The organism is Thermanaerovibrio acidaminovorans DSM 6589 (assembly GCF_000024905.1).
Lineage (GTDB): Bacteria > Synergistota > Synergistia > Synergistales > Synergistaceae > Thermanaerovibrio > Thermanaerovibrio acidaminovorans.
In genome coordinates, this window is the sequence record NC_013522.1 from 56,582 (window position 1) to 78,960 (window position 22,379).

Annotated in this window: 20 protein-coding genes and 1 riboswitch; of the genes, 9 read left to right on the plus strand and 11 right to left on the minus strand. The window is 67.9% G+C overall.

Going from position 1 to position 22,379, the window contains the following annotated elements:
- Positions 1–18 precede the first annotated feature (18 nt).
- From TACI_RS00240 to TACI_RS00285, 10 genes are all read right to left on the minus strand, one after another.
- Positions 19–714 carry a precorrin-2 C(20)-methyltransferase gene (locus TACI_RS00240; protein ID WP_278007110.1) on the minus strand — a complete coding sequence of 232 codons (696 nt, stop codon included), beginning with the start codon at positions 712–714 and terminating at the stop codon, positions 19–21.
- A gap of 39 nt (positions 715–753) precedes the next feature.
- Positions 754–3,228 (minus strand): precorrin-6A/cobalt-precorrin-6A reductase, encoded by a 2,475-nt coding sequence (locus TACI_RS00245; RefSeq protein WP_012868805.1) that lies wholly within the window; start codon positions 3,226–3,228, stop codon positions 754–756.
- A complete protein-coding gene (gene cobM, locus TACI_RS00250; RefSeq protein WP_012868806.1) occupies positions 3,225–3,992 on the minus strand; it encodes a precorrin-4 C(11)-methyltransferase in 768 nt (255 codons plus the stop codon). Before cobM ends, TACI_RS00245 begins: the two co-directional genes overlap by 4 nt.
- Positions 3,989–5,227, minus strand: a complete 1,239-nt coding sequence (locus TACI_RS00255) for a bifunctional cobalt-precorrin-7 (C(5))-methyltransferase/cobalt-precorrin-6B (C(15))-methyltransferase (protein WP_012868807.1) — start codon at positions 5,225–5,227, stop codon at positions 3,989–3,991. The genes cobM and TACI_RS00255 overlap by 4 nt, the downstream gene beginning before the upstream one ends.
- Positions 5,227–6,312 (minus strand): cobalt-precorrin-5B (C(1))-methyltransferase CbiD, encoded by a 1,086-nt coding sequence (gene cbiD, locus TACI_RS00260; protein ID WP_164925059.1) that lies wholly within the window; start codon positions 6,310–6,312, stop codon positions 5,227–5,229. The genes TACI_RS00255 and cbiD overlap by 1 nt, the downstream gene beginning before the upstream one ends.
- The gene (locus TACI_RS00265) at positions 6,309–7,205 is read right to left on the minus strand and encodes an ABC transporter substrate-binding protein (protein ID WP_012868809.1); all 897 of its coding nucleotides are present in this window, start codon (positions 7,203–7,205) and stop codon (positions 6,309–6,311) included. Before TACI_RS00265 ends, cbiD begins: the two co-directional genes overlap by 4 nt.
- An 83-nt stretch (positions 7,206–7,288) precedes the next feature.
- On the minus strand, positions 7,289–8,191 hold the full coding sequence (locus TACI_RS00270; RefSeq protein ID WP_012868810.1) for a sirohydrochlorin cobaltochelatase: 903 nt from the start codon (positions 8,189–8,191) through the stop codon (positions 7,289–7,291).
- A gap of 47 nt (positions 8,192–8,238) precedes the next feature.
- On the minus strand, positions 8,239–8,889 hold the full coding sequence (locus tag TACI_RS00275) for a precorrin-8X methylmutase (RefSeq protein ID WP_333644946.1): 651 nt from the start codon (positions 8,887–8,889) through the stop codon (positions 8,239–8,241).
- Between the two features lie 71 nt (positions 8,890–8,960).
- A riboswitch (cobalamin riboswitch) is annotated at positions 8,961–9,120 on the minus strand.
- A gap of 7 nt (positions 9,121–9,127) precedes the next feature.
- A complete protein-coding gene (locus TACI_RS00280; protein ID WP_012868812.1) occupies positions 9,128–9,943 on the minus strand; it encodes a ZIP family metal transporter in 816 nt (271 codons plus the stop codon).
- 4 nt (positions 9,944–9,947) lie between these two features.
- The gene (locus tag TACI_RS00285; RefSeq protein WP_164925061.1) at positions 9,948–10,787 is read right to left on the minus strand and encodes a metal ABC transporter substrate-binding protein; all 840 of its coding nucleotides are present in this window, start codon (positions 10,785–10,787) and stop codon (positions 9,948–9,950) included.
- 191 nt (positions 10,788–10,978) lie between these two features.
- On the opposite strand from TACI_RS00285, the gene TACI_RS00290 reads away from it, so the two are divergent.
- The 6 genes from TACI_RS00290 (at position 10,979) to dapF (ending at position 19,232) form a co-directional block, all read left to right on the plus strand.
- Positions 10,979–12,106 carry an ABC transporter substrate-binding protein gene (locus TACI_RS00290; protein WP_164925062.1) on the plus strand — a complete coding sequence of 376 codons (1,128 nt, stop codon included), beginning with the start codon at positions 10,979–10,981 and terminating at the stop codon, positions 12,104–12,106.
- On the plus strand, positions 12,103–14,256 hold the full coding sequence (locus TACI_RS00295) for an HD domain-containing phosphohydrolase (RefSeq protein ID WP_012868815.1): 2,154 nt from the start codon (positions 12,103–12,105) through the stop codon (positions 14,254–14,256). The genes TACI_RS00290 and TACI_RS00295 overlap by 4 nt, the downstream gene beginning before the upstream one ends.
- A gap of 67 nt (positions 14,257–14,323) precedes the next feature.
- The gene (gene speE, locus TACI_RS00300; RefSeq protein ID WP_012868816.1) at positions 14,324–15,169 is read left to right on the plus strand and encodes a polyamine aminopropyltransferase; all 846 of its coding nucleotides are present in this window, start codon (positions 14,324–14,326) and stop codon (positions 15,167–15,169) included.
- A gap of 4 nt (positions 15,170–15,173) precedes the next feature.
- A complete protein-coding gene (locus TACI_RS00305; protein ID WP_012868817.1) occupies positions 15,174–18,038 on the plus strand; it encodes a cobyric acid synthase in 2,865 nt (954 codons plus the stop codon).
- Entirely contained in the window at positions 18,025–18,405 is a 381-nt protein-coding gene (locus TACI_RS00310; RefSeq protein ID WP_012868818.1) for a translation initiation factor, read from the plus strand. The genes TACI_RS00305 and TACI_RS00310 overlap by 14 nt, the downstream gene beginning before the upstream one ends.
- Positions 18,405–19,232: a diaminopimelate epimerase gene (dapF, locus tag TACI_RS00315; protein ID WP_164925063.1), complete on the plus strand. Its 828-nt coding sequence runs from the start codon at positions 18,405–18,407 to the stop codon at positions 19,230–19,232. Before TACI_RS00310 ends, dapF begins: the two co-directional genes overlap by 1 nt.
- Here dapF and TACI_RS00320 read toward each other — a convergent pair.
- Positions 19,229–20,242: a potassium channel family protein gene (locus tag TACI_RS00320; RefSeq protein WP_012868820.1), complete on the minus strand. Its 1,014-nt coding sequence runs from the start codon at positions 20,240–20,242 to the stop codon at positions 19,229–19,231. The two genes, dapF and TACI_RS00320, sit on opposite strands and share 4 nt — an antisense overlap.
- 70 nt (positions 20,243–20,312) lie before the next feature.
- Between TACI_RS00320 and xth the strand changes: the two genes are divergently transcribed.
- Genes xth through TACI_RS00335 form a run of 3 tightly spaced genes read left to right on the plus strand, consistent with a single transcriptional unit; the run spans position 20,313 to position 22,376 of the window.
- Positions 20,313–21,092 carry an exodeoxyribonuclease III gene (gene xth / locus TACI_RS00325; RefSeq protein ID WP_012868821.1) on the plus strand — a complete coding sequence of 260 codons (780 nt, stop codon included), beginning with the start codon at positions 20,313–20,315 and terminating at the stop codon, positions 21,090–21,092.
- Positions 21,092–21,946 carry a GHMP family kinase ATP-binding protein gene (locus TACI_RS00330; protein WP_164925064.1) on the plus strand — a complete coding sequence of 285 codons (855 nt, stop codon included), beginning with the start codon at positions 21,092–21,094 and terminating at the stop codon, positions 21,944–21,946. Before xth ends, TACI_RS00330 begins: the two co-directional genes overlap by 1 nt.
- Positions 21,933–22,376 carry a DUF4234 domain-containing protein gene (locus TACI_RS00335; protein WP_164925065.1) on the plus strand — a complete coding sequence of 148 codons (444 nt, stop codon included), beginning with the start codon at positions 21,933–21,935 and terminating at the stop codon, positions 22,374–22,376. The genes TACI_RS00330 and TACI_RS00335 overlap by 14 nt, the downstream gene beginning before the upstream one ends.
- The last annotated feature ends 3 nt before the right edge of the window (positions 22,377–22,379 follow it).

The following is a 22,379-nucleotide window of genomic DNA, read 5'->3' on the forward strand; positions in this document are numbered from 1 at the left end:
CCCCGATCAGAAGCCCCCTCAGCGCCAAAGGAGCATCACCGCCAGGTAGTCATCGGTGGGCTCCAGGGCCTCCTGCCCCTCCACCCACCTCTCCCCCTCTAGCCCCACCCGGTGGACCCGGACCACCCGTTCCCAGGGACCCGAGGAGGTCACCACCTCCCCAAGGCGGTCCTTCAGGGCCGATGGCTTGTAGAGGGCGGCGCTGTCGCAGGCCCTGAGGGCCTCCAGAACCCTCTCCGGACCCGCCGATCCGGGGATCACCGATAAGACCTGGTTCCGCATGGCCATGAAGCTCGATAGCAGCGAAGCCGCCGCGGAATGGGCCGATATGCCCGGCACCAGCCGGAGCTCCACCTCCTCCCCCAGGGCCTCCAGCCCCCGCTTAAGGCTCAGCACCGTGGAGTAGAGGGCCGAGTCGCCTATGACCGGCATGGCCAGAGTCGACCTGCCCCCCCAGCTGGGGGAGGTGGACCTGAGGGCCTCGGTGACGGAGCTCATCAGCTCCCCGTCGTCCCCCGTCATAGGGAAGATGACCGGCACGGTGACCAGCCCCGGCACCAGGTCCCGGGCCAGATCCCCCGCCACGCTCCGCCTCCCCCGGCCGGACAGGGGCTCGAACACCACCTCCGCCTCCTTTAGAACTTCAACCGCCCTCAGGGTGACCAAACCCCGGTCACCGGGCCCCATGCCAACCCCGTACAGTATCAAACCCAAGACCTCCCAACTTTACGAATCCAATCCCCTGCCGGACCATCAGCGGCCCAGCATGGCCCTGACCCTCTCGAGCGCCTCCGCCATCTCCAGCCCCTCGAACCGGGGGGGGACCAGGAGCACCAGGGGGATCCCCATCTCCATGCACGCCCGGCGCTTACCCTCCAGCCCCGAAGGATCCCCGCTGGCCTTGGCGGCGCAGGCTCGGGCCCCCGCGTCCTCCATAATGGCCCGGTCGCTGACCGCCCCCAGGGACCCCCAGGAGCAGAGGATCTCCCGGCCGGAGAGCCCCGCCGAAAGGGCACCCCGGAGGCTATCCTCCGTGGGCAGCACCCGAGCCAGGACCCGCCTGCCCGCCCCCTTGAGGGGGCCTGCCACCTCCACAAGCCCCTTGACCCCGAAGGTGAGGAACACCAGGTCCCCCGGACCGGTGCGGGATATCAGCGCCTCCGCCATCTCCCCGTAGCTGCCCACCCTTACCGCCTCCGTGGGGATCCGGATGGGACGGCTCAGCCGGACCAGGGGGATCGACAGGGCCCCGCAGGCCCCGTCCAGGTGCCCCTTCACCTCCGACGCGAAGGGGTGGGTGGCGTCCAGCACCGCCCGGAGGCCCCTTCGGCTCAGCTCCCGGAGGCGATCCTCCCAGCCCATCCGGTCCAGGGGCCCCACCAGCGCCGCAGCCCCCGGGGGCACCACCGACAGCCCGGTCCCGTAGGCCACCGAGACCCCAACCCGAAGACCCAGCTCGAGCAGCTCCCGGGCCGCCTCATATCCATCGGAGGTGCCCCCCGCCACCAGCACGTCCAACTCCGGCATCTCCCGGTGGGACCCCTCGCTGGAGTAGCCCCGAAGGTCCCGCCACTGGCCCTGGGGGGTCCTCTCGCAGCCCCTGCCGGGCACGATTATCATGCTCCTCATTGTCACCAGGTCCTTGGTCAGCTCCTCCACCGCAACCTCCCGCACCTCCTCCCCGGGCCGGGAGATGTCGGTGCAGACCAGGGCCCGCCTGCCCCGGAACGCCCTCCGGACCGCCTCCAGCTTCTCCTCCCTGCCCCGGGAGACCGGGTTGTAGATCCCCGCCGAGAGCCCACCACCAGCGGCGGACTCCAGGGCCTCCCGCACCCGGTCCCAGTCCTGGAGGTAGTCCGACAGGGAGAGGAGGCTGAGGCCGTTGGTGTAGTAGGGTCCCACGGCCCTCGCCGCCCCCTGGGCGGCGCTAAGCCCCGGAACGATGCGAAAGCTCACCCGCCCTTCCGCGTGCCGTTGCGCCAGGGCCCCGAGGCCGAAGAGCACCGGGTCCCCGCCGCACACCAGCGCCACCCGATACCCCGCCTCCGCCAGCTCCACCGCCCGGACCACCCGGTCCTCCTCCTGACCCATCCGGTAGGACTCCAGCCGCTTGGCGCCCCGGATGTGGGAGGGCACCAGGTCCACGTAGAGGGAGTAGCCCACGATCACGTCGCACCCCTCCAGCTCCTCCAGGGCCTCCACGGTCATGAGCCGGGGATCACCGGGGCCTATCCCCACCACCGACAGGGAACCCGCAAACGGCGGATCCTCCAGCGCCAGGGCGGCGGTGATCCCCCCAAGCACCATGCGGCCCCCCAACGGCCGGCCCATCAGGGCCGCGCAGGGCTCCGACACCCCGGGTAGCCCCAGGTGACGCTCCGCCGCCGAGGGGGAGAATGGCCCCTCAGCTCCTAGGATCTCCCCCTGGCGGAAGAAGCGGACCTCCGCCCCCAGGGACCCTGCGGCCTCCATCAGGGACCTGGAGCCCTCCTTGCCCTCCCAGGTGCCCAGGCGCCTTAGCGCCTCCGGGAGGAAGGGCCCCTCCGGGTGGGACCTCAACGCATCGAGGACGCCGGATCGGATCTCCTCCCCGGCGGCGTCCCTCCGGAACCCCACCCCAACCGAGATGGCCCGGGGCACCAGAACCAGCCGATCCTCCAGCCCCAGGTCCCTCACGGTGTAGAGCACCTGGGCCTCCTCGGGGGTTCCTGCCTCCACCGCCCCGTGGGGCAGGGGAGGGTGGGGCAGGAGCGGGTCGCACCACCAGCGGAGCTCCCCCCGGTCCAGGAGCCCCCTTATCAGCCCCGGCAGGAGGCGCTTGTTGAGGAGCCGGAGGTCGTGCCGCCGGGCCCATCGGTCCGGGGCGGTGATCAGCCGCCGGTCCGTGGCGGTGCTGGGGATCCACCTGGCGCCGGTCCGGGAGGCGATCTCCCAGGCCAGGTCCGATCCGCCCCCCAGATGACCCCCCGCCAGAACCATCACCCACGAGAGGTCCTCCGGGAGGGCCAACACCGCCGGGTCCGATGCCTTGTCGCTCAGCAGATGCGCCATGGCCCGGATCGCTATGGGCACCGCCCCCACGAACACCAGGGCGTCGTGGCCCCCCCAGGCCATCTCGAACCGGGCCTTGAGGTCCCCTTCCGCCAGCTCCACCGGCACCCTCAGGAGAGATCCGAGCCTCTCGGCCCCCTCCCGGGCCCCCTTGAGGCCCAACACCAGCGCCCTCAATCCTCCGGGGCCCCCTTCCGGTACATGTGGTGGAACGAGGGGTGGTAGAGCAGGCTCCGTCCCTGGGGATCGAGGCACTGCCCCACCACCATCAGCGCGTGCCGGGTGATGCCCCGGGATGCCATGTGCTCCCCCAGGCGATCCAGGGTGGTCCTGCCCATCCGCTGGTCCGGCCAGGTGGCCCGGTAGACCCAGGCGGCGGGGGTGCGGGGGTCCAGCCCCCCCTCGATGCACAGCTCCGATGCCCGCTGGGCCATCTCGGAGGAGAGGAAGATGGCCAGGGTGGCCCCGGTGGAGGCGTAGACCCTCAGGTCCTCCCCCCCGGGCACCGGGGTCCTGCCGGGCAGGCGGGTGCAGACCAGCGTCTGGGGCCCGCCGGGCACGGTGTACTCTATCTTGAGGGCCGATGCGGCCCCCTGGAGGCTGGAGACCCCGGGCACGATCCGGCACTCCACCCCCCGGGCCTCCAGCGCCCGGATCTGCTCCCCTATGGCCCCGTAGAGGCTTGGGTCCCCGGTGTGGAGCCGCACCACCTTGAGCCCCCGGCCGCACCGGTCTGCCATGAGCTCCACCTGGTCCTCCAGCGACAGCCGGGAGGAATCCACCTTCTCGCAGGTATCCCGGCAGTGCTCGAGAACCTGGGGGTTCACCAGGCTCCCAGCGTAGAGCACCAGATCCGCCTCCATCAGGAGCCGGGCCCCCTTGAGGGTGATGAGCTCCGGATCCCCGGGTCCCGCCCCAACTATCCAAACCGGTCCTTTCACGTTAGATCACCCCAAACCAAGTCAACCGGGTTCATGCCCTCCGCCATCCAATCCCCCCCGAGGGGTCTGCCCCAGGTGGGGAAGAGCCGGGTCATGCCGCACTTCAGATCCGCCTCCTCAAGGGCCTGGAGCGCCCTGGGGCCGGAGCGGGCCAGAACGCAGGGCACCAGGACCCTGCCCCCGGGGACCAGCAGGTCCCGGGCCCAGCGGATCACGTCCTCCAATGCGCCCCCGTGGCCGCCGATCACGATCCGGTCGAAGGTCCCCCGCAAGTCCAACGGGGCGCTGCCCCCCACTAGATGAACCCCAAGGGCCAGCCCCAGCCGCTCCAGGTTCCCTCGGGCCAGCTCCATGGCCTCCGGGTCCCGCTCGATGGAGACCACCACCCCGGGCCCCGCCTGCCGGGCCAGCTCGCAGGTGAGCGCCCCGGTGCCGGTCCCCACCTCCAGGATGCGGGCCCCCCACAGGGGCTGAAGGAGGCCGGTGACGAGGCCCCTCACCGGGCTCTTGGTCATGGGCACCCGTTGGAGGCGCTGAAAGGCGGAGTCGTCCATGGGCCCCGGCGGCAGGCAGCTAAGGGACTGCTCCCCGAAGAATCCCTGGGGGCCCGCGGAGAGCCACAGGATCGATAGGTTCCCCGTGTATGGCAGGTGTGCCAGCTGGTCCAGCCCCCCGTGGAACACCTGCTCCCGGGGGGTGCCCAGGTCCCACCCCAGGTGACCGGTCACGTCCGGCCGCACCAGCTCCCCAAGGCGCAGAAGGGTTTCCCGGACATCCTGGGGCCTTCCCAGTAGCACCGCTCCCTCGGGCCTGCCCCAGAGGAACCGGCGGAGCTCCAGGGCCTCCAGCGGGGGACGGCCGTGGACGGAGATCACCGGCACGTTGGCCCAGCTTCGCTTCAGACGGGAGGCCATGAGCTGGAGGCTGGACACGTTGGGGAAGAGGCGCACCCGGTGGGGGAAAAGGCCGCACACCCGCTGGGCCAGGCTGAAGAGCCCCACATCCCCGCTCACCAGGATCCCCAGGGGCTTGGGGGCCCCCTCTATGGCGGGCCCCAGCTGGTCCCCGTAGGCCAGGGGCAACCTTACCTGGTGCTCCCTCACCTCCAGGGCCTCCAGGATCCGCCGGTCCCCCATGAGGGACGAACAGCCCATGATCAGCCACATGACCCGGTCGGTCAGGTGCCATGGCCCCGCCCCGGTGCCAAAGACGTTTATCTCCCCAAGCTCCAGCATCAACCGTCCCCCCTCATGGACCTTATAAGGTCCTCCACCGGCCCGGACCGGGCCAGCTCCAGGTTGGGCAACGCGAAGGTGACCGCCGCCCCAGAAGCCTCAGACCTTTCGCTCACCCTTCTGGAGGCCCGGCGGCAGAGCTCCTCCAGCGCCAGGCGTCCCCGGGGGTCCTGGATCATCATGGTGGCCGCCTGGTCAGCGGTGTTGCAGTCCATTATGCGCCGGATCCAGCAGGAGTCCATGCCCATCAGGGCCCCGTAGGCGCAGAGGGCCTCCATCCGGCCGTCGCTTTTGGCGCTGTGGGTGTCCATGGAGCCCGACGCCACCTTGGCCATCTTGCCAACCTGGGCCACGAACAGCACCCCTCGGAAGCTAAGCTGCCGGCACCGGTCCAGGGAGGGCCCCACGTAGTTGCTCACGTTGACCACCCTGTGGACCGGAACCCCCAGGCGGACCGCCACGTCCCGGCCGTAGTTCCCCGGCGCCAGGCACACGGACGTGGCCCCCTCCGCCCGAAGGACCGACAGCTCGGCGCCTATGGTCTCCACCACCGCGTCCTCGCTCATGGGGCGAACCACCCCGGTGGTCCCCAGGATGGATATGCCCCCCTCTATCCCCAGCTTGGGGTTGAAGGTCCCCTTGGCCACCCTCTCCCCCTCGGGGGCCCAGATCTCCACCCGGGCCCCCAGCCCCCGGGGGAGGGCGCCCAGGAGGTTCTCCCGGATCATCCTCAGGGGGGCGGGGTTTATGGCCCTGCCCCCAACCGGCACCGGGAGCCCTGGCCGGGTCACCAGCCCTATCCCGTGGCCCCCGTCCACCTCCACGCCTCCCCCCGGACGGAGCCACACCTTGGCGGCTATGGCCATCCGGTCCGTCACGTCCGGGTCGTCCCCCGCGTCCTTGAAGACCCAGGCCTGGGCTCCCCCCTCTATCCGCTCGCAACCCCCCAGCGGTATGGGGAGAACCTGCCCGGAGGGGAGCGTCACCTTGACCCACCAGGAGGGCCTGCCCAGAAGCCAAAGGGCGGCCCCAAGGGTAGCGGCGGCGGCGGCGGTGCCGGTGGTGAAGCCGTACCTCAAGCTCACTTGGCCCCCTCCCGGATGGAGGAGAGGAGGTTGAGGCCCCGCTGGAGCCTCATGAGGCTCGGCCGGGACACGTCCCGCTCGTCCACCTGGAAGACGCTACCCCGGCGCACCGCCTCCATGGGGGCGAAGCGCTGGTCCCGGAGGAAGTCCTCCAGGCCCCCGGGGTTCATGGGGCCCCGCTGGACCAGGATCACCTTGATTTTGGGGGAGGCGGCCAGTAGCCCCTCCGCCCCCAGCCGGGCCACCGCGCTCCCCTCCGAGGTGGGGACCCCCTGGACCGCCGGGGGAAGTCCCGAGGCCTCCATCAGGCGGCTGGGCCAGGTGCCGGGGCTACAGGTGGTCGCGTCCCGATTGTTGACTATGAGGACCGCCCCCAGGGACCGGCCTCGGTTCCGCCGCCGGCTCTCCTCCAGGATACCCAGGGCCCACTTGAGCTTCGCCTGGGCCTCCTTGCGGCGGCCCACCAGGGTGCCCAGGCGAAGCACGTAGGACTCCAGCCCATCGAAGGACGGGGGGTCCAGCACCGCCACCGGCACGAACCCCTCAAGCTGGGATATGAGCTGGGGCTGCATGGAGGACTGCAGGGACCGCATGACCACCAGGTCCGGCTTGAGGGACAGTATGGTCTCCGGCGAGGGCCTCAAGGGTAGCTGCCGGGCCCCCTTTACCAGATCCGGATCGTCCCCCTGGGAGATCCCCACGATCCGGTCCCGGACCCCAAGGGCCACCAGGTTCTCCGTGTGGGCCGGGTAGAGGGACACGATCCGCCGGACCTGACCCTTGACCGTAACCCGGCGCCCCAGGTCGTCCATCACCGTAACAGCCCAGGAAAAGCGGGGCAACGCCGCCAACAGGAGCACCGCAAGGAGGATTACCAGTCTTCTTTTATGCATGCAGGATGTCGCTTCCCTTCCCGCCCGGTGGGGCATACGTTCACGAGGGGGCCCATGGGCCCCCTCGTCGTGGCGCCGTTGGGCTAGAAGCCCGCCTCCTTGGCCGCCTCCCGCAGGTGCTCCACGAGAAGGGCCCGGACCTCCGGGTTCTCCCCGAGCCCCGCCAGGTGGACGTCCACCCTTATGCCCTCCTTGGAGAGCACGCTCTTCCAGGACTCATCCTCCGGGCCCGCCATGTCGTTGTGGGCGTGGTCCCCCGCCACCAGCATGAAGGGCACCAGCAGCGCCCGCTTGAACTTCCCGTGCTTGAGGGTGGACACCACGTCGTCCAGCGACGGGGTCCCCTCCACGGTGCCGAAGACGAAGTTGGGGTTGGTCCTCAGGCTCACGGTCTGGAGCCGGGCGTAGGCCCCCTCCGCCGGGTGGGGGGACCCGTGCCCCATGAACACCACCGCCCGGGTCCTGTCCTTACCGTATGCCCGGTTGAGGATAGCCGCCATCTTATCGAAATCCTCCGGGGACCAGAGGAGCGGCCGGCTCAGGGCTATGGCCTCGAAGCCGCTCTTGGACCCGTGGTCCCTCATGTAGTTGAAGGCCCCCACGATGGCGGACAGGTCCTCATACTCCTCCCCGGGGATCACGTGGGTGGAGAGCACCGCCACGTGGGTGAAGCCCTCCGCGTGGAGCTTGGATAGGGCCACCAGGGGATCGTCGAAGTGCTGACCCTCCTTGGCAAGCTTCCGCATTATTATGCGGCTGGTGTACGCCAGCCGGACCTCCGTCCCTGGGAAGGCACCCTTCACGGAGCTCACCACCGCGTTTATGGCCCGCTGGCCCTCCCGCATGGAGCTGCCGAAGGCAACCACCAGGATGGCGTTCCGCTGGGTCTTAGCCTCCGAAGCCAGGGCGATACCCCCCACCAAGGGCGAGAGAAGGCTCAACGCCAACGTCAGCCCCAACGCCGCGAACCTCAATAAACTCCTCACTTTTCATACCTCCCGAGACGTTATTCGGGCGCCATGACATGACCACGCTAACCCTTGGTCCCCCCGCAGAGCCTCATCACCGCGTTGACCGCCGCGGCGCAGAGGTTGGATCCCCCCCTGGGGCCCCTGAGGGCCACGCAGGGGGCCCCCCAGCCTAGGGCCAGCTCCTTGCTCTCCGCCGCCCCCACGAAACCCACCGGGAAGGCGAAGATCAGGTCCACCCCGCCGGGATCCCCCCTCTCCATGAGACGAAACAGCCCCGTTGGGGCGTTGCCGAAGGCGAAGAGGCGGATACCCATCTCCAGAGCGGCGTCCACCGAGGCCATGGCCCGGGTGATACCCATCCGGCGGCTGGCGTCGGCGGTGCATTCCTGGTGTATCAGGCACACGGGCTCCAGACCCAGCTGGCGTAGCAGGTTCCTGGACAGGCCGGAGCGCACCATGTCCACGTCGCAGAGGATCCGCTGGCGGGTGAGACGCTCCCGGGCGGCGGAGAGCCACCCCGGGGTGGCGCACACCAGGTTGGCCAGTGAAAAGTCCGCCCCCGCATGGACCACCCGCTCTGCCACGGGCATGAGATCCGGGGATATGGAGTATGATTGGAGGACCTGACGGATTAGGCTAAGACTTTGCCTCTCGATGGATATGGGATCCCGGTCGTACGAGAGAGACAGCGCACCTCCCCCCTTCCTTTCGATGTTGTGCCGGGCCCGGGGCCCAAGGGCAAGGGAAGGCGTTTCCCACCGGAGGCGCCCGCCCGCGCAGGCAACCTTCCCTTCAGCCCCCGGCCGGTCTCCTGGCTGGCCTTCATCCTATCCGCCCCTTCCCAGGCATACCCAGTGGCATCGGCGGACTCGTCGGGCTCACAGTGGCGGGGCCGCGCCGGATTCGCACCGGACTTCCCGTTCACCGGAGGCTAACAAAGATGTATAACCGCTAACCCAGCGCCACGTCAAGGATCATCATGCAGGTGAACCCAAGGATGAGCCCCATGGTGGCCAGGTCCCCGTTGTCCTCCGACTGGGACTCGGGGATCACCTCCTCCACCACCACGTAGATCATGGCCCCGGCGGCGAACGACAGGGCGTAGGGGAGCCCCACCCGCACGAATTCCACCGCCGCGGCCCCCAGCATGGCGAACAGGGGCTCCACCACCGCGGAAAGCTGGCCGAAGAAGAACGCCTTCCCCCGGGAGAACCCCGCCTTCCGTAGCGGGAACGCCACCGCAAGCCCCTCGGGCAGGTTCTGAAGCCCTATCCCCAGCGTGAGGGCCACTGCGCCGGAGAGGGTGGCGGAGGGGGAGAGCCCCGCGGCGCCGAAGGCCACCCCGAAGGCCAGACCCTCGGGTATGTTGTGAAGCGTTATGGCCAGCACCAACAGGGTGGTCTTCATCAGGTGGGCCCTTATCCCCTCCGGCTTGGCCCCCTTGAGGGCCGGGTGAAGGTGGGGGAGCACCAGGTCCAGGAGCCGAAGGAACACCGCCCCAAGGATGAACCCCACCGCCGGCGGCAGCCATTCCACCATCCCAAGCTCCCCGGATATCTCTATGGCAGGGGCCAACAACGACCAGAAGCTGGCGGCGATCATCACTCCCCCGGCGAAGCCAAGCATCAGATCCATCAGCTTCCTGGAGGGGTTAGCCCCCAGGAACGCCATGGCGGCCCCCAGGGCGGTGAGCCCCCAGGTGAGCACCCCCCCCAGCAGGGCCTGGGTTACCGGCCCCAGGTATTGGAACCAGAGGTGGAGCTCCATCCCGTCACCTCCCCGACAGGGCGGAGCGGAACGCCGCCAATGCGCCCTCCATCATGGCGAACCAGTCGTCCCCCATGGGGTCCAGTTCCACCAGGGACACCCCCAGGGCCCTGGCGGCGGAGGCGGCGGACTTGCCCGCCTTGGAGGGCTCCACGAACATGACCTTTATGTCCTCCCGGGAGATCCGGTCCTTGAGACGGCTAATGTGCCTGGGCCCTGCCTCGGAGCCGTGGACCTCCACCGAGAGGGGCACCAGCCCCCTCTCCTGGCAGAGGTAGTTCCACGAGGGGTGGTACGAGAGGATACCCCTCCCCTTGAAGGGGGAGAGGTCATCCCCCATCCGCCGATCCAGGTCCCTCATCCGGGAAAGCACGTTGGAGAGGCTAGCCCGGTAGGCCTTGGCCCCCGCCGGGTCCAACTCGGCGAAGGCCTCCGCCATGGACCGGGCCATGGACATGCCGTTCCTTACCGACGTCCAGGCGTGGGGGTCCAGGTGCCGATGCCCGTCGTACAGGGGGTCGAACTTGAGCTGGAATATCCTCACCCCCCGCTGCCTCATCTTGGGAAGCAGCCGGTCCTCCAGGGGAAGACCGAGCCTCAGGGCCCCCCGGGCCTCCGACACCGCCTTGGCGTGGCTGGGACGCATCTCGAACGAGTGAGGATCCGCCCCCCGGGGGATCAAGGTAACCACCCGGATCCGATCACCTCCGATGAGCCTGGCCAGGTGCGACAGGGGTTCCACCGGACAGATAACCGTCACCGGAGCGGATAGCCCCGGCGACGCTAGGACCACAAGCCAAAAAAGGGCAGCCATCAGGGTCAACGCTCGCCTCACGGACGTCACCTCCGGAATCTGAAGGATTTTGATCCGGATTATATCCCATCAGGGCCGAACCCAGACGGATTGTGATGGCTCCATGAGTGTGACGGCTCCATAAAATTGTTGTTATGGAGAGGGCCAAAATGCGCCAGAAAACTGGTAGAATTTAACCGCATGGCCGGCGGTCCCCGCCGGTCCTCTGGAGGTGACAGTTGGTGCCCAAGCTCAGGCTTCCAAAGCTTGGAATGAACCCCCGGTTGCTCCGCCACGTCCTGGGGGGGCTACTGGTTCTGTCGCTCGTCTTCATGGCCTGGCGCCTAATGGGCCCAAAGGACGTGGTGGTGGCCCTTTGGTTCGAGGACAAGGGGGGAGGGGCCGCCCTTTCCAGGGAGGTGCAGCAGTCCACCCTGTTCGCCCTGGAGTACTTCAACCTGGCCCGGCGGGGCTGGGGCTACCGGCTGAGGCCCCTGGTGGTCACCGGAAAGGATGACCGAGAGGCGTTGGAGGCCATAAGGGGCGCCAACGCGTCGGCGGTGATTTGCGGCGCCACGTCCGGGTTCGTGGCCCGGATCCTCCCGCTCCTGAACCAGGCCAAGGTGCCCGCCATAGCCACCAACGCCAACGCCCCCTCGCTGGCGGTGGAGGGGGACGTGCTCTACCGGTACTCGGGCCCCTCCGGGGCCCTGGAGGCGGGGGAACTGGCTCGGGATCTGGGGGGCTTTCAGCGGTACCTGGCGGTGATCGACGGGAGCAACTCGGTCTACTCCCGGGGACAGCTGGAGGGGTTCGCCAAGGGGCTGGGGCGGGATCCCGTCCGGGTGATGGAGGGGGATCCGGGGGTCATGTTCGAGCGGTTCAGGAAGGAGCTGATGGTGGGGGACTACGACGGGCTCTACCTGGCCCTCCCCGCCTACTACACGGGCATATACCTCAACATGGCCTGGTCCCTCAGGGACATGGGGGCGGTGACCTCCGGCTGGGGGGTGTCGTCGGTCAGCGCCGCCCTTGCGGGGCCTAACGGGACCGCCTGGTCGGTGGTCTTTTCCCCGGTGGAGCTGGACATGGGGCATCCTTTCCTCCGGTTCCTCAAGGGCCGCATCGCGGGACTTCCGGTGCTGCCCGCGTTGGACTCCGCCTACGGGGCGGTGAGCATGCTGGCCGACGCCCTCTCTTCGGGAGGCCCGGGTCCCCAGGGGGTCCTCCGGGGGCTCCAGGGTCTCAGGACCGTCAGGGCCCTGAGGGGGGACTACCCGCTGGACGCCGCGGGGGACGCCATGCTGCCCCTTCATAGGGTGATCCTGGAGGATGGGGTCTGGCGGGATAGGGGGGGGGCGGGCCGGTGACGTCCTTCAAGCGGCTTTTCGTCCGCTGGTTCGGACTGGTGGTCACCGCGGGGTTCCTACTCGTGGCCCTGCAGGGGGTCTACATGTTCCAGTCCCAGCTGTCCGAGTGGCAGAGGCGGTCCTGGATTTTCACCGAGAACCTGAGCTCCAACTTGGTTCGTCACCTGGACTCGGAGCTGGTGAAGGCCTCCTACATCGCCTCCGTACCATACAAGGCGGAGACCTACTTCCCCGATGTGGAGCTCCTGGCACGGCTCCTGGGGGACCAGGTGGACCAGACCTTCCGGGGCTACATCCCGACCGGCATAGCCCTTTCCGGGATGGACCAGCTGGAGGGGCTGTGGCAGGTGTCCAGCGTCTTCAACCCCGATGGGCACCCCCAGTTCGTAACCGTACGGGAGATGGAGGGCTCCCGGTACCTTATCGGCGTCAGGATGGACCCATCCCCCCTCTTGGTTACCGGAGAGATGGGGGCCTCCCCGGTGCTGGCTGGCCGGGACGGGCGGGTCATATGGGCGGACTATGGCCCGGTGGGGCGGCACTTCGCCGCCCGGGGTTGGGTGGATGCGGGTTTCCTTAACGGCTCCACCTGGGGCCGGGGGCGCACCGCCCAGGGGCTCCCCTTCTGGGCCCGGTGCTTCGAGGTGCAGAACATGAGGCTCCTGGTCACGGTTCCGGAGCGGCAAGTGCTGTTGAACGCCATTCGAGGTTCCTTGATCCCCATTCTCATGTCCCTGGCCATGTTCTTATTGCTCTTCGCCTTCTACCGCCTCTGGCGTGACCAGGTCATGCCGGACATGGGTGAGATATCGGACTTCTTCCGCCGGATGGAGAAGGCCCTAGCGGGTACAAGGTGCCCGGAGGAGTTATCCAACGTGATAGATTCCCTGTCGGAGGAGATGGGGAGGAAGATGGAGCGTTGCAGGCTGGAGGAGTTTCATGCCATGTTATCCGGAGTTGCCGCCGCCATGCGGGTCCTCTGGACCCAGCAGGAGGAGATAAACGCCTACGGGGAGGAGGTGGCGGCCATGAACGCCTCCCTCACGGAGTCAAACGAGATCCTGCGGAAGCGGGAGCAGATCTGGGGCCAGACCATTCAGGTGGCCAACCTGGTCCGGTCCGGCTACCAGGCCCCCGACGAGGTGGCCCGCATTGCGGAGACCATAAGGGAGATGCTCTCCGCCTTTGGGGTGGTGGTGGACCGGCTGGAGGGGGACACCCTTATCCCGGTGGCCTACTCGGGCTACGACCAGGGGCTTCCCCCGGAGCCGGTGAAGCTGGATTCCTCCCTCATCGGCCGGGCGGTCCGGGAGGGGCTCATCTGGGCGGAGGACGTCTCCAAGGCGGAGGGGTACCTGCCCCTGCACGAGGCGGTGGTTACCGAGGTGGTCATGGGGCTCTCCCACATGGGGCGGCCGGTGGGGGGCCTCACGGTGAGCTTCACCGAGCGGCGGAGAAGGGACGAGACCCTGTTGGAGACCCTGGTGCCCGTGGCTTCGGTGCTGGCGGGCTTCCTGGACGCCAGCAAGTCCCGGCAGGAGATAAGGGAGTCCTACTACTACCTAGCCCAGAAGCTCCAGGAGATAACCGGCATATACCACAACGAGACGGAGGAGCACTTAAGCCGCATAGGCACCTATGCCTCCCGCATCGCCATGGACCTGGGGCGCACCGAGACGGAGGCGGAGGAGATAGGCATCTTCGCCCGATTGCACGACATAGGCAAGCTCAAGGTGCCCCACGAGGTGCTCTCCAAGCCCTCTGGCCTCACCCGGGACGAGTTCGAACTGGTGAAGCGGCACACCGTATGGGGGGCGGAGATCCTGGGGGAGGCGGAGTGGCTCGCCATGGCCCGGCGCATATGCCTTACCCACCATGAGAAGTGGGATGGGAGCGGATACCCCTTTGGCCTTGCGGGGGTCCAGATCCCCTGGGAGGGCAGGGTCATGGCCCTGGCGGACATATATGACGCCTTGAGGTCCCGGCGGGCCTACAAGGAAGGCATGTCCCACGAGGAGGCGGTCCGGGTGATCCTCCAGGGGGATGGACGCACCATGCCGGAGCACTTCGCCCCGGAGGTGCTGGAGTGGTTCCGGCAGAACCACCTGGTCATGGATGCCATATTTCAGCGCTTCAAGGACAGGGATTGATGGGTTAAAATTGGTAGCCACCCGGGGGATCCCCGGGGGCTTCTACTCTGCCCGGGAGGGATGATCTATGGAAGTGAGGCCCAAGAGGCTTAACGAGATGTGGCTTTTCGAGGAGCAGACCCACAACATGAAGCTGGGGCTCAGGATCACCCAGGTGCTCAGGAACATCAAGACCCAGTACCAGGACCTGCTGGTGGTGGACACCCCCGAGTACGGCAAGGTGATGGTCCTGGACGGGGCCATCCAGGTTACCGAGAGGGACGAGTTCTGCTATCACGAGATGATGGCCCACCTGGCGCTGTGCTCCCACCCTAACCCGGAGCGGGTGCTCATCGTGGGGGGGGGTGACGGGGGCACCCTCCGGGAGGTGCTGCGCCACGACTCGGTGAAGGAGGCCTTCCTGGTGGACATAGACCAGGAGGTTATCCGGGCCGCCCGGGACTTCTTCCCCACCCTGAGCTGCGCCATGGACGATCCCAGGGCCCGGGTGCTCCCCATGGACGCCCTCAAGTTCATCGAGGACAACCGGGAGTCCTTCGACGTGGTGATCGTTGACAGCACCGACCCGGTGGAGTTCGCCGCCGGGCTCTTCGAGGCCCCCTTCTACGCCAACGTCCACCGGTCCCTCAAGGAGGACGGGTTCATCGTCTGCCAGACCGAGTCCCCCTTCTCGGACCCCCACGTGGTTGCTGGCGCCATCCAGGACCTCAGGAAGGTCTTCCCGGTGGTGAAGCTGGCGGTGGGCTTCATGCCCACCTACCCTACCGGCTTCTGGACCTACGGCATAGGCACCAAGGGGCTGGACCCCGCGGAGGTCCGCCGACCCGCCCCGGAGGGGACCCGGTATTACTCCCACGAGATCCACCGGGCCGCCTTCGTGCTGCCCCCGTTCCTCAAGTCCATGATAGGCTAGCACCATGGCCAGGGGGCTAATCATCGCCGCCCCCGGCAGCTCGTCGGGGAAGACCACCGCCTGCGCCGCCCTGGCGAGGGCCCTCTCCGCCCGGGGGCTCCGGGTGCAGACCTTCAAGGTGGGGCCCGACTACATCGATCCCTCGTACCTTTCCGCCGCATCGGGCCTGGAGTGCTGGAACCTGGACGGGTTCCTCACCCCTGGCCTCGTCCGCTGGAGCTACCGTACCGCCTCGGAGGGGGCGGACCTGTGCCTGGTGGAGGGGGTCATGGGGCTCTACGACGGGTTAGGCCCCCAGGGGTTCCATTCCACCGCCCGGACCGCCGGGGAGCTGGGGCTGCCGGTGGTGCTCCTGCTGGACTGCCGGTCCGCCTCCCCCACGCTGGCGGCCCAGGCCTGGGGGCTGGTGAACCTGCCAGGGGCCCCGGAGGTGGCGGGCATCGTCCTGAACGGGGTCTCGGGCCCCATGGGGGAGCTGCTCGCCGCCTCCATGGAGTCCCTCCACCTGCCACCGGTCCTGGGGTGCATCCCCCGGGTGGAGGGGGGCATACCCTCCAGACACCTGGGGCTGGTCCAGGCCTTCGAGGATCCCAACCTGACCGGCTCCATAGACCGGCTGGCCTCCGCGGTGCCTGGGGAACTGCTGGATGGGCTGATCCGCATAGCCCGGGAGGCGTTGCCCCCCCAGCGGCTTCCGGACCTGCCCGTGGGGGAGGAGGTGCCGGTGGCGCTGGCCCGGGACGAGGCCTTTTCCTTCACCTACAGGAGCGGCCGGTGGGCCCTGGAGGAGATGGGGGCCCATCTGGTGGAGTTCAGCCCCCTTAGGGAGTCCATACCGGAGGGGGTGAGGGGGGTGATCCTCCCTGGGGGCTACCCGGAGGAGCACATGGACCGGCTGGCCCTCTCCCCCTTCATGGAGTCCCTCCGGGAGGCCCATCGTCGGGGGATACCCATATACGCCGAGTGCGGGGGCCTCATGGTCCTGGGACGGTCCATCCGGGACCACCTGGGCCGGTCCGCCCCAATGGCGGGGTTGCTGAAGTTGGACTTCGCCATGGGGAACCGGCTATCCCGGTTCGGGTACGTGACCGCCCGGTTTGACGCAGACTGCCTGGTTGGCCGCCGGGGGGAGCGGATCTTCGGACACGAGTTCCACTACTCGGAGCCCTACGGGGAGGAGGAGCCCCTGATGGAGGTCTCCAAGGCCTCCTCCGGGAGGGGGTGGAGGTGCGGCTACGGGGGGCGTGACCTCTTCGGCTCCTACGTCCACCTGGATCCCCTGGGTTGCCCCATGCCGTTCCGGCGCTTCCTGGACCGTTGCCTGGCCTCGAGGCCCCTTGAGGGGGGGCCAAGGGCCATCCCGGGGGCCTCTGCCCGCCGGGAGGGTAGGGCCCTGATGGTGATGGGGGCCACCAGCGACGCGGGGAAGAGCTTCCTGGTGACCGGCCTGTGCCGGCTGTTCGCCCGGCGGGGCCTCAGGGTGAACCCCTTCAAGGCCCAGAACATGGCCCTCAACGCCTACTCCACCCCCCGGGGGGAGCTGGGCACCGCCCAGGCGGTCCAGGCGGAGGCCGCCATGGTGGAGCCGGACCCGATCCATAACCCCATCCTGCTGAAGCCCCTGGGGGACTCGGTGAGCCAGGTTATTCTCAGGGGCCGGGTGTACGCGGAGGCCTCCGCCAGGGACTACCACCGGCACATGGCCAAGGACCTCTTCTTTGAGGCCGCCTCGGCCCTCCGGGAGCTCAAGGCCTCGTCGGATCTGGTGATAATGGAGGGGGCCGGGAGCCCGGCGGAGATGAACCTCTACGCCCAGGACCTGGTGAACGTAAGGATGGCTAAGTTTGCCCAGGCCCCTGGGATACTTGTGGCGGACATAGAGCGGGGCGGGGTCTTCGCCTCCCTGCTGGGCACCCTGCAGCTGATCCCCCGGTGTGATCGATCTGTGATTAGGGCGCTGGTGGTAAACCGCTTCCGGGGAGATCCCTCCCTCTTCGACCAGGGGGTGATCTTCCTTAAGGAGATGAGCCGCCTGCCGGTCCTGGGGGTGCTGCCCCTCAGGGAGGACCTGTCGATCCCCGCGGAGGACAGCCTGAACCGCCGGGACTTCGGCTCCGGGGAGGTCCGGGTGGCGGTGGTGGCCCTGCCCAGGATGTCCAACTTCACCGACTTTGACGCCCTGGGGGAGGACCGGTGCCGGGTCACCTTCGCCGGGCACCCGTCGGAGATCCGGGGGGCCCACCTGGTGGTGATACCTGGAACCAAGACCACCCTGGAAGACCTGCGCTGGCTGAAGGCCAGGGGGTTCCCCAGGGCCATATTAGAGGAGCTTGGAAGGGGAGCCCTGGTGTGGGGGATCTGCGGGGGCTACCAGATGCTGGGTTTGTCCATCTCGGACCCCCTTGGCGTCGAAGGGGGGGGTGAGGAGGCCGGGCTTGGGCTGCTGCCGGTGAGGACCGTGTTCGAGGGGAGTAAGGTCCTGGGCCCCGCCCGGGCCCGGGTCATGGGGGGACACTGGCTGGACCGGATAGCCGGTGCCTTCGTGGAGGGCTACGAGATCCACGCGGGGCGGACCATTCTGGAGGATGGGATGGCGCCGTTGATTTTGGATGGGGGTATCCCCGACGGGGCCTTTGGGATGGACGGACGGGTCTTTGGGGCTTACCTTCACGGGCTGGCGGACGATCCGCTGTTTAGGCGGGCCCTGCTTAACCACGTGAGGTCCCTGTGGGGGCTTGAGTCCCTCCGGGGGGAGGCCATGAGCGGCCGGGCCATGAGGGACCGGCGGTACGACCGGCTGGCGGACTTCCTGGAGGAGAGGCTGGATGTGGGGAAGATAGAGGAGATGGTGTTCGGTGGCCAAGCGTAGGCTGCCCCTGGCGGAGAGCCAGGGGAACTTGAACTCCCTGGGGGAGGCCCTGGCCAGGGCGGGGGTCTCCCTGCCAACCCCGTCGGGGGACCCCCCGGAGGGCCGCCCCTCGGCGGAGGTTCCTGCCCAGGGGCCCAAGGGGGCGGTGTTGTCCCTCCGGCGCAAGGGGCTAAAGGGTCACGTGGGGACCTGCGTGTCCCTCCGGGGCCTGTCGGAGGACCAGGTCCAGGAGCTGTGCCGGGACTTGAAGCGGTCCCTGGGGTGCGGTGCCCGGGTGGAGGAGGGGGAGATCCTGATCCAGGGGGACCACCGGGAGAGGCTGAGGGAGATGCTGTCCCGGAGGGGGTTCCGGGTGTCCGGGGGGTGATGGGGTTGTCCCATTGGGTGGAGTTCTTTAAGGTGGACGGCAACGGCAACGACTTCCTGTTCGTGGACGATCTGGATGGGCGGCTCAGCTCTAGGTTTGACCTGCCGGAGCTGGCGGTGAGGGCCTGCGGCCGGAGGACCTCCGTGGGGGCCGATGGGCTCCTGGTTATGGGGTGGGACCGGGGGGCCTACAGGATGAGGATCTTCAACGCCGACGGGTCCGAGGCGGACATGTGCGGCAACGGTGCCCGGTGCTTCGCCATGATGCTGAGATGGTTGGGGCTGGAGGACCCGGAGATGGAGTTCCTCACCAACGTGGGTCCCGTGAGGGCCCATGTGCACCGGGACTCCACCGTGTCGCTCCACATGGGGTTCAACCCCTTCGGCGAGGGGGCCCTGTTCCGGGTGTCGGAGCGGGTTGGGGAGGTGGAGGCGGAGATGTGGTACCTCCACGTGGGGGTTCCCCACCTGGTGCTATGGGCGGACCGATGGGATCTGAGGGAGGACGGTTTCCGGTCCCTGGGGGCCCGATATAGGCACGATCCCCGGTTCCCCCGGGGGACCAACGTAAACTTCGTGAGCCCCTCGGAGGGGGGGCTCACGTGCATCACCTATGAGAGGGGGGTGGAGGACCTGACCCTCTCCTGCGGGACCGGGGCCTGTGCGGTGGCCGCCTCAGCGGTCATGAGGGGTATGGGGTCCCCGGTGAGGGTTGAGAGCCCGGGGGGCTACAACCTGGTTGAGGTGGGGCTGGAGGACCTGGGGGCCAGGTACCGGCTAAGGGGGCCCGTGCGGGTGTCCGCCCGGGGGGTCCTGTACGTGGGCTAGATGTTGCCGGTGAGGAGGCGCCGCAGGTCCTCCACGTGGTCCACCTGGCAGAGGAAGAGGAGCTCGTCACCCCCCTGGAGAACGAAGTCCGCCGGGGGGTTGTAGACCACCTTGCCCTTCCGGTCCACCGCCAGGGCCAGCATGTTGAAGTTGCGCCGCATGTTTGCCTGGGCCAGGGAGAGCCCCGCCACCAGGCTGTCGTCCGATATGGTCACCTTGTCGAACTCCAGGTTCAGCTTCCGGGTGGTGGAGAGCAGGTCCTGCATGGCCTCCGCCGCTTTGGGGCGCAGCGCCACGTTGGCCATGGTGAAGGCCCCCGCCACCAGGGGGTTGATCACCCTGTTGGCCCCCGCCCGGTAGAGGGCGTTGGATGACTGGGGGTCGTTGGCCCGGGCGATTATCTTAAGGTTCATGTTGAGGGCCCGGGCGCAGAGGACCACGTAGACGTTGTCCGGGTCGCTGCTCAGGGTGGCGATGAGCCCCCGGGCCCGGGTGATGCCCGCCTCCTCCAGTGCCCGCTCCTCGGTGGCGTTCCGGTTGACCACCAGCCACCCCCTCTCCACCCCCGACACCATGGCCTGCTCCCCCCGCTCGATGGCCACGAAGGGGACCCCCTCGGAGGCGAAGGTCTCGGCGATCTGGGTCCCGACCCGGCCGAGGCCGCAGATGATCCAGTGATCCCTTATGGTGTTCAGCATCCTGTCGCGCCTCCTCCCGAGCATGGTGAGGATCCGGTCCTCCACGAAGTAGCGGGTTATCTCCCCTATGGCGTAGGCCATGACGCCGAAGCCCACTATTATCAGCAGCACCAGGATGACCTTGCCCCGGTCCGTCAGGTTTGGCGGCGCCTCGAACCCCACGGTGGCCAGGGTGGTTACCGTGTAGAAGAAGGAGTCCACCCAGGAGAGGCCCATGTCCATCCGCATCTCCAGGACCCCAACGGTGATCAGGGAGGCGAGGATGAGGGCTATGACCGCCACCCGCCTGGCGCCGGAGCACTTGTTCTGCACTTCCTCCCCTCCCCTTTATCCCCCGATTACAATAGAATAGGTTCAAGGCGTTCTCTGCGGGGGGATATGATTGTCAATTTTCAAGGTGGTAACCTTCAATGTCAACTCGATAAAGGCCCGGGTCCCCATAGTGGAGGCCCTTCTGGACCGGGAAGGGCCTGATGTGCTTTGCCTTCAGGAGACCAAGACGGTGGACCGGGAGTTCCCACGGGAGATCTTCGAGGCCAGGGGCTACCGGGTCCTCGTGAGGGGCATGAAGGCCTACAACGGGGTGGCGGCGGCGATCCGGGGGGAGGAGCAGGACTCCTTCGCGGGCTTCCCCTCCGGGGAGGAGATGGATCCCTACAGGTTACTTGGGGTTAGGCTTGACGGGATGTGGCTGGTTAACTGCTACGTGCCCCAGGGGAAGGAGATAGACCATCCGGACTACGCCTACAAGCTGAGGTTCCTGTCCCGACTGGCGGAGCTGGTGCGGGAGCTCGAGGGGGACGGGGAGGTGTTGCTGGTGGGGGATCTGAACGTGGCTCCCACCGAGGCGGACGTGACCAACCCGAAGAACAAGGCGGATCACGTGTGTTTTCACCGGGACGTGAGGGAGGCCTTCGAGGGGCTCCTGGGGGCGGGGCTGGTGGACGTGTTCCGCCGGCACCGACCCGGGGAGGGGGAGTTCTCCTTCTGGGACTACCGGGTGAAGGGTGCCCTGGAGCGGAACATAGGCTGGAGGATAGATCACATCCTGGCCACCCGGGGCCTGGCGGACCGTTCGGTGGACTCGGCGGTGCTGAGGGATTACCGGGCGATGGAGCGCCCGTCGGATCACGGGCCAGTCATGGGGGTGTTCGAGCTTTGATGGCGGTGGCGTCCCTCAGGGGGACAGTGGGGGAGTGGATACAGGGGTGGATCCTGCCGGACGGGGAGGCGCTGGTGAGCCTCACGGTGGAGTGGCGGGGCAGCGTAAGGGCCTTTCGCGGGGGAGGCAGGAGTCGCCTGGCGCCCAAGGCCCACCGGGCGCTGATGCTGGCCCGGGAGGCCTTCGGGGTGGATGACGCCTCGGTGGAGGTGGAGAACCCCCTTCGTCCCGCCCTGGGACTTGGGACCTCCACCATGGACGTGGGGGGGGTCATAGCCTCCTGCGGGGCCCTTGGGGGCCGGGAGGTGTCGGAGGAGGAGCTTTTCAGGATGTGCTGTTCGGTGGAGCCCTCGGACGGCACCATGTTCCGCGGCCTGGCGCTGGTGGACCACATAAACGGCAGGCTCATCGAGCGCTTGCCGGAGCCGCCGGAGATGTGGCTGGCGGCGCTTCTGCCCTACCGGACATTGGACACCGAGGCTTACCGGCGGGACCGAGGGCTGCTCAAGGCGGTGAGGGACAGGGCACAGCGGCACGCCAAGGCCTACCAGGTGTTCAAGCGGGGTCTCCTGGAGGGGAACTCCAGGAAGGTGGCGGCGGCGGCCACCATGTCGTCCATAATCCAGCAGGCCATAATGCCTCGGGAGGAGTGGCCCCTGTTGCTCTCCGCCTGCAGGGAGAGGAAGGGAATAGGTATAGCGGTGGCCCACTCGGGCACCGCCAGCGGGGTGATATTCAAGGATCCCGTCTCCGCCGAGGCTTGCCGGGAGTTCATCGCCTCCCGGTGGGACCTGGGGGAGGTGAGGGTGGTTCGGGCCTGCGGAGGGGGGGTTGACGTGGATGTACGAGGGTGATGTGAGGTTAGATAGGGTTCACCTTCTGGTTGCGATCCTTTTGACCTGGGTAACACTGGGGTTATATCCCGCTTATTGGATCTACTCGAGGCGCGGCGCATTCAACGCCATGGGGCCTCGGCGAGTGGACGACCTCCTTGGAATAGCTCCCCTTGGGATGGCGATCCTGTCGCTGGTGTTTGCAGTTCTTGGTAGAAGCGCTGACTTGGCAACGGGTGTCCTCGATGGCCTGATGTCCCTGGTTGGCGGGGTGATCATGATAGTGGTTTCCTTCCGGTTCCGGGAGAACCTGAGGTCTTGGGTGAGGGAGAGGGAGAGGAGCCCATTGGCGGCGGACTCGGTGGCGAAGTCGGGTTTGATGACCTTCCTCTTCGGGCCTCTGTATATTCAGTATCATATTAATCGGTTGAAGGACGCGGGGCTGCTCTAGGGC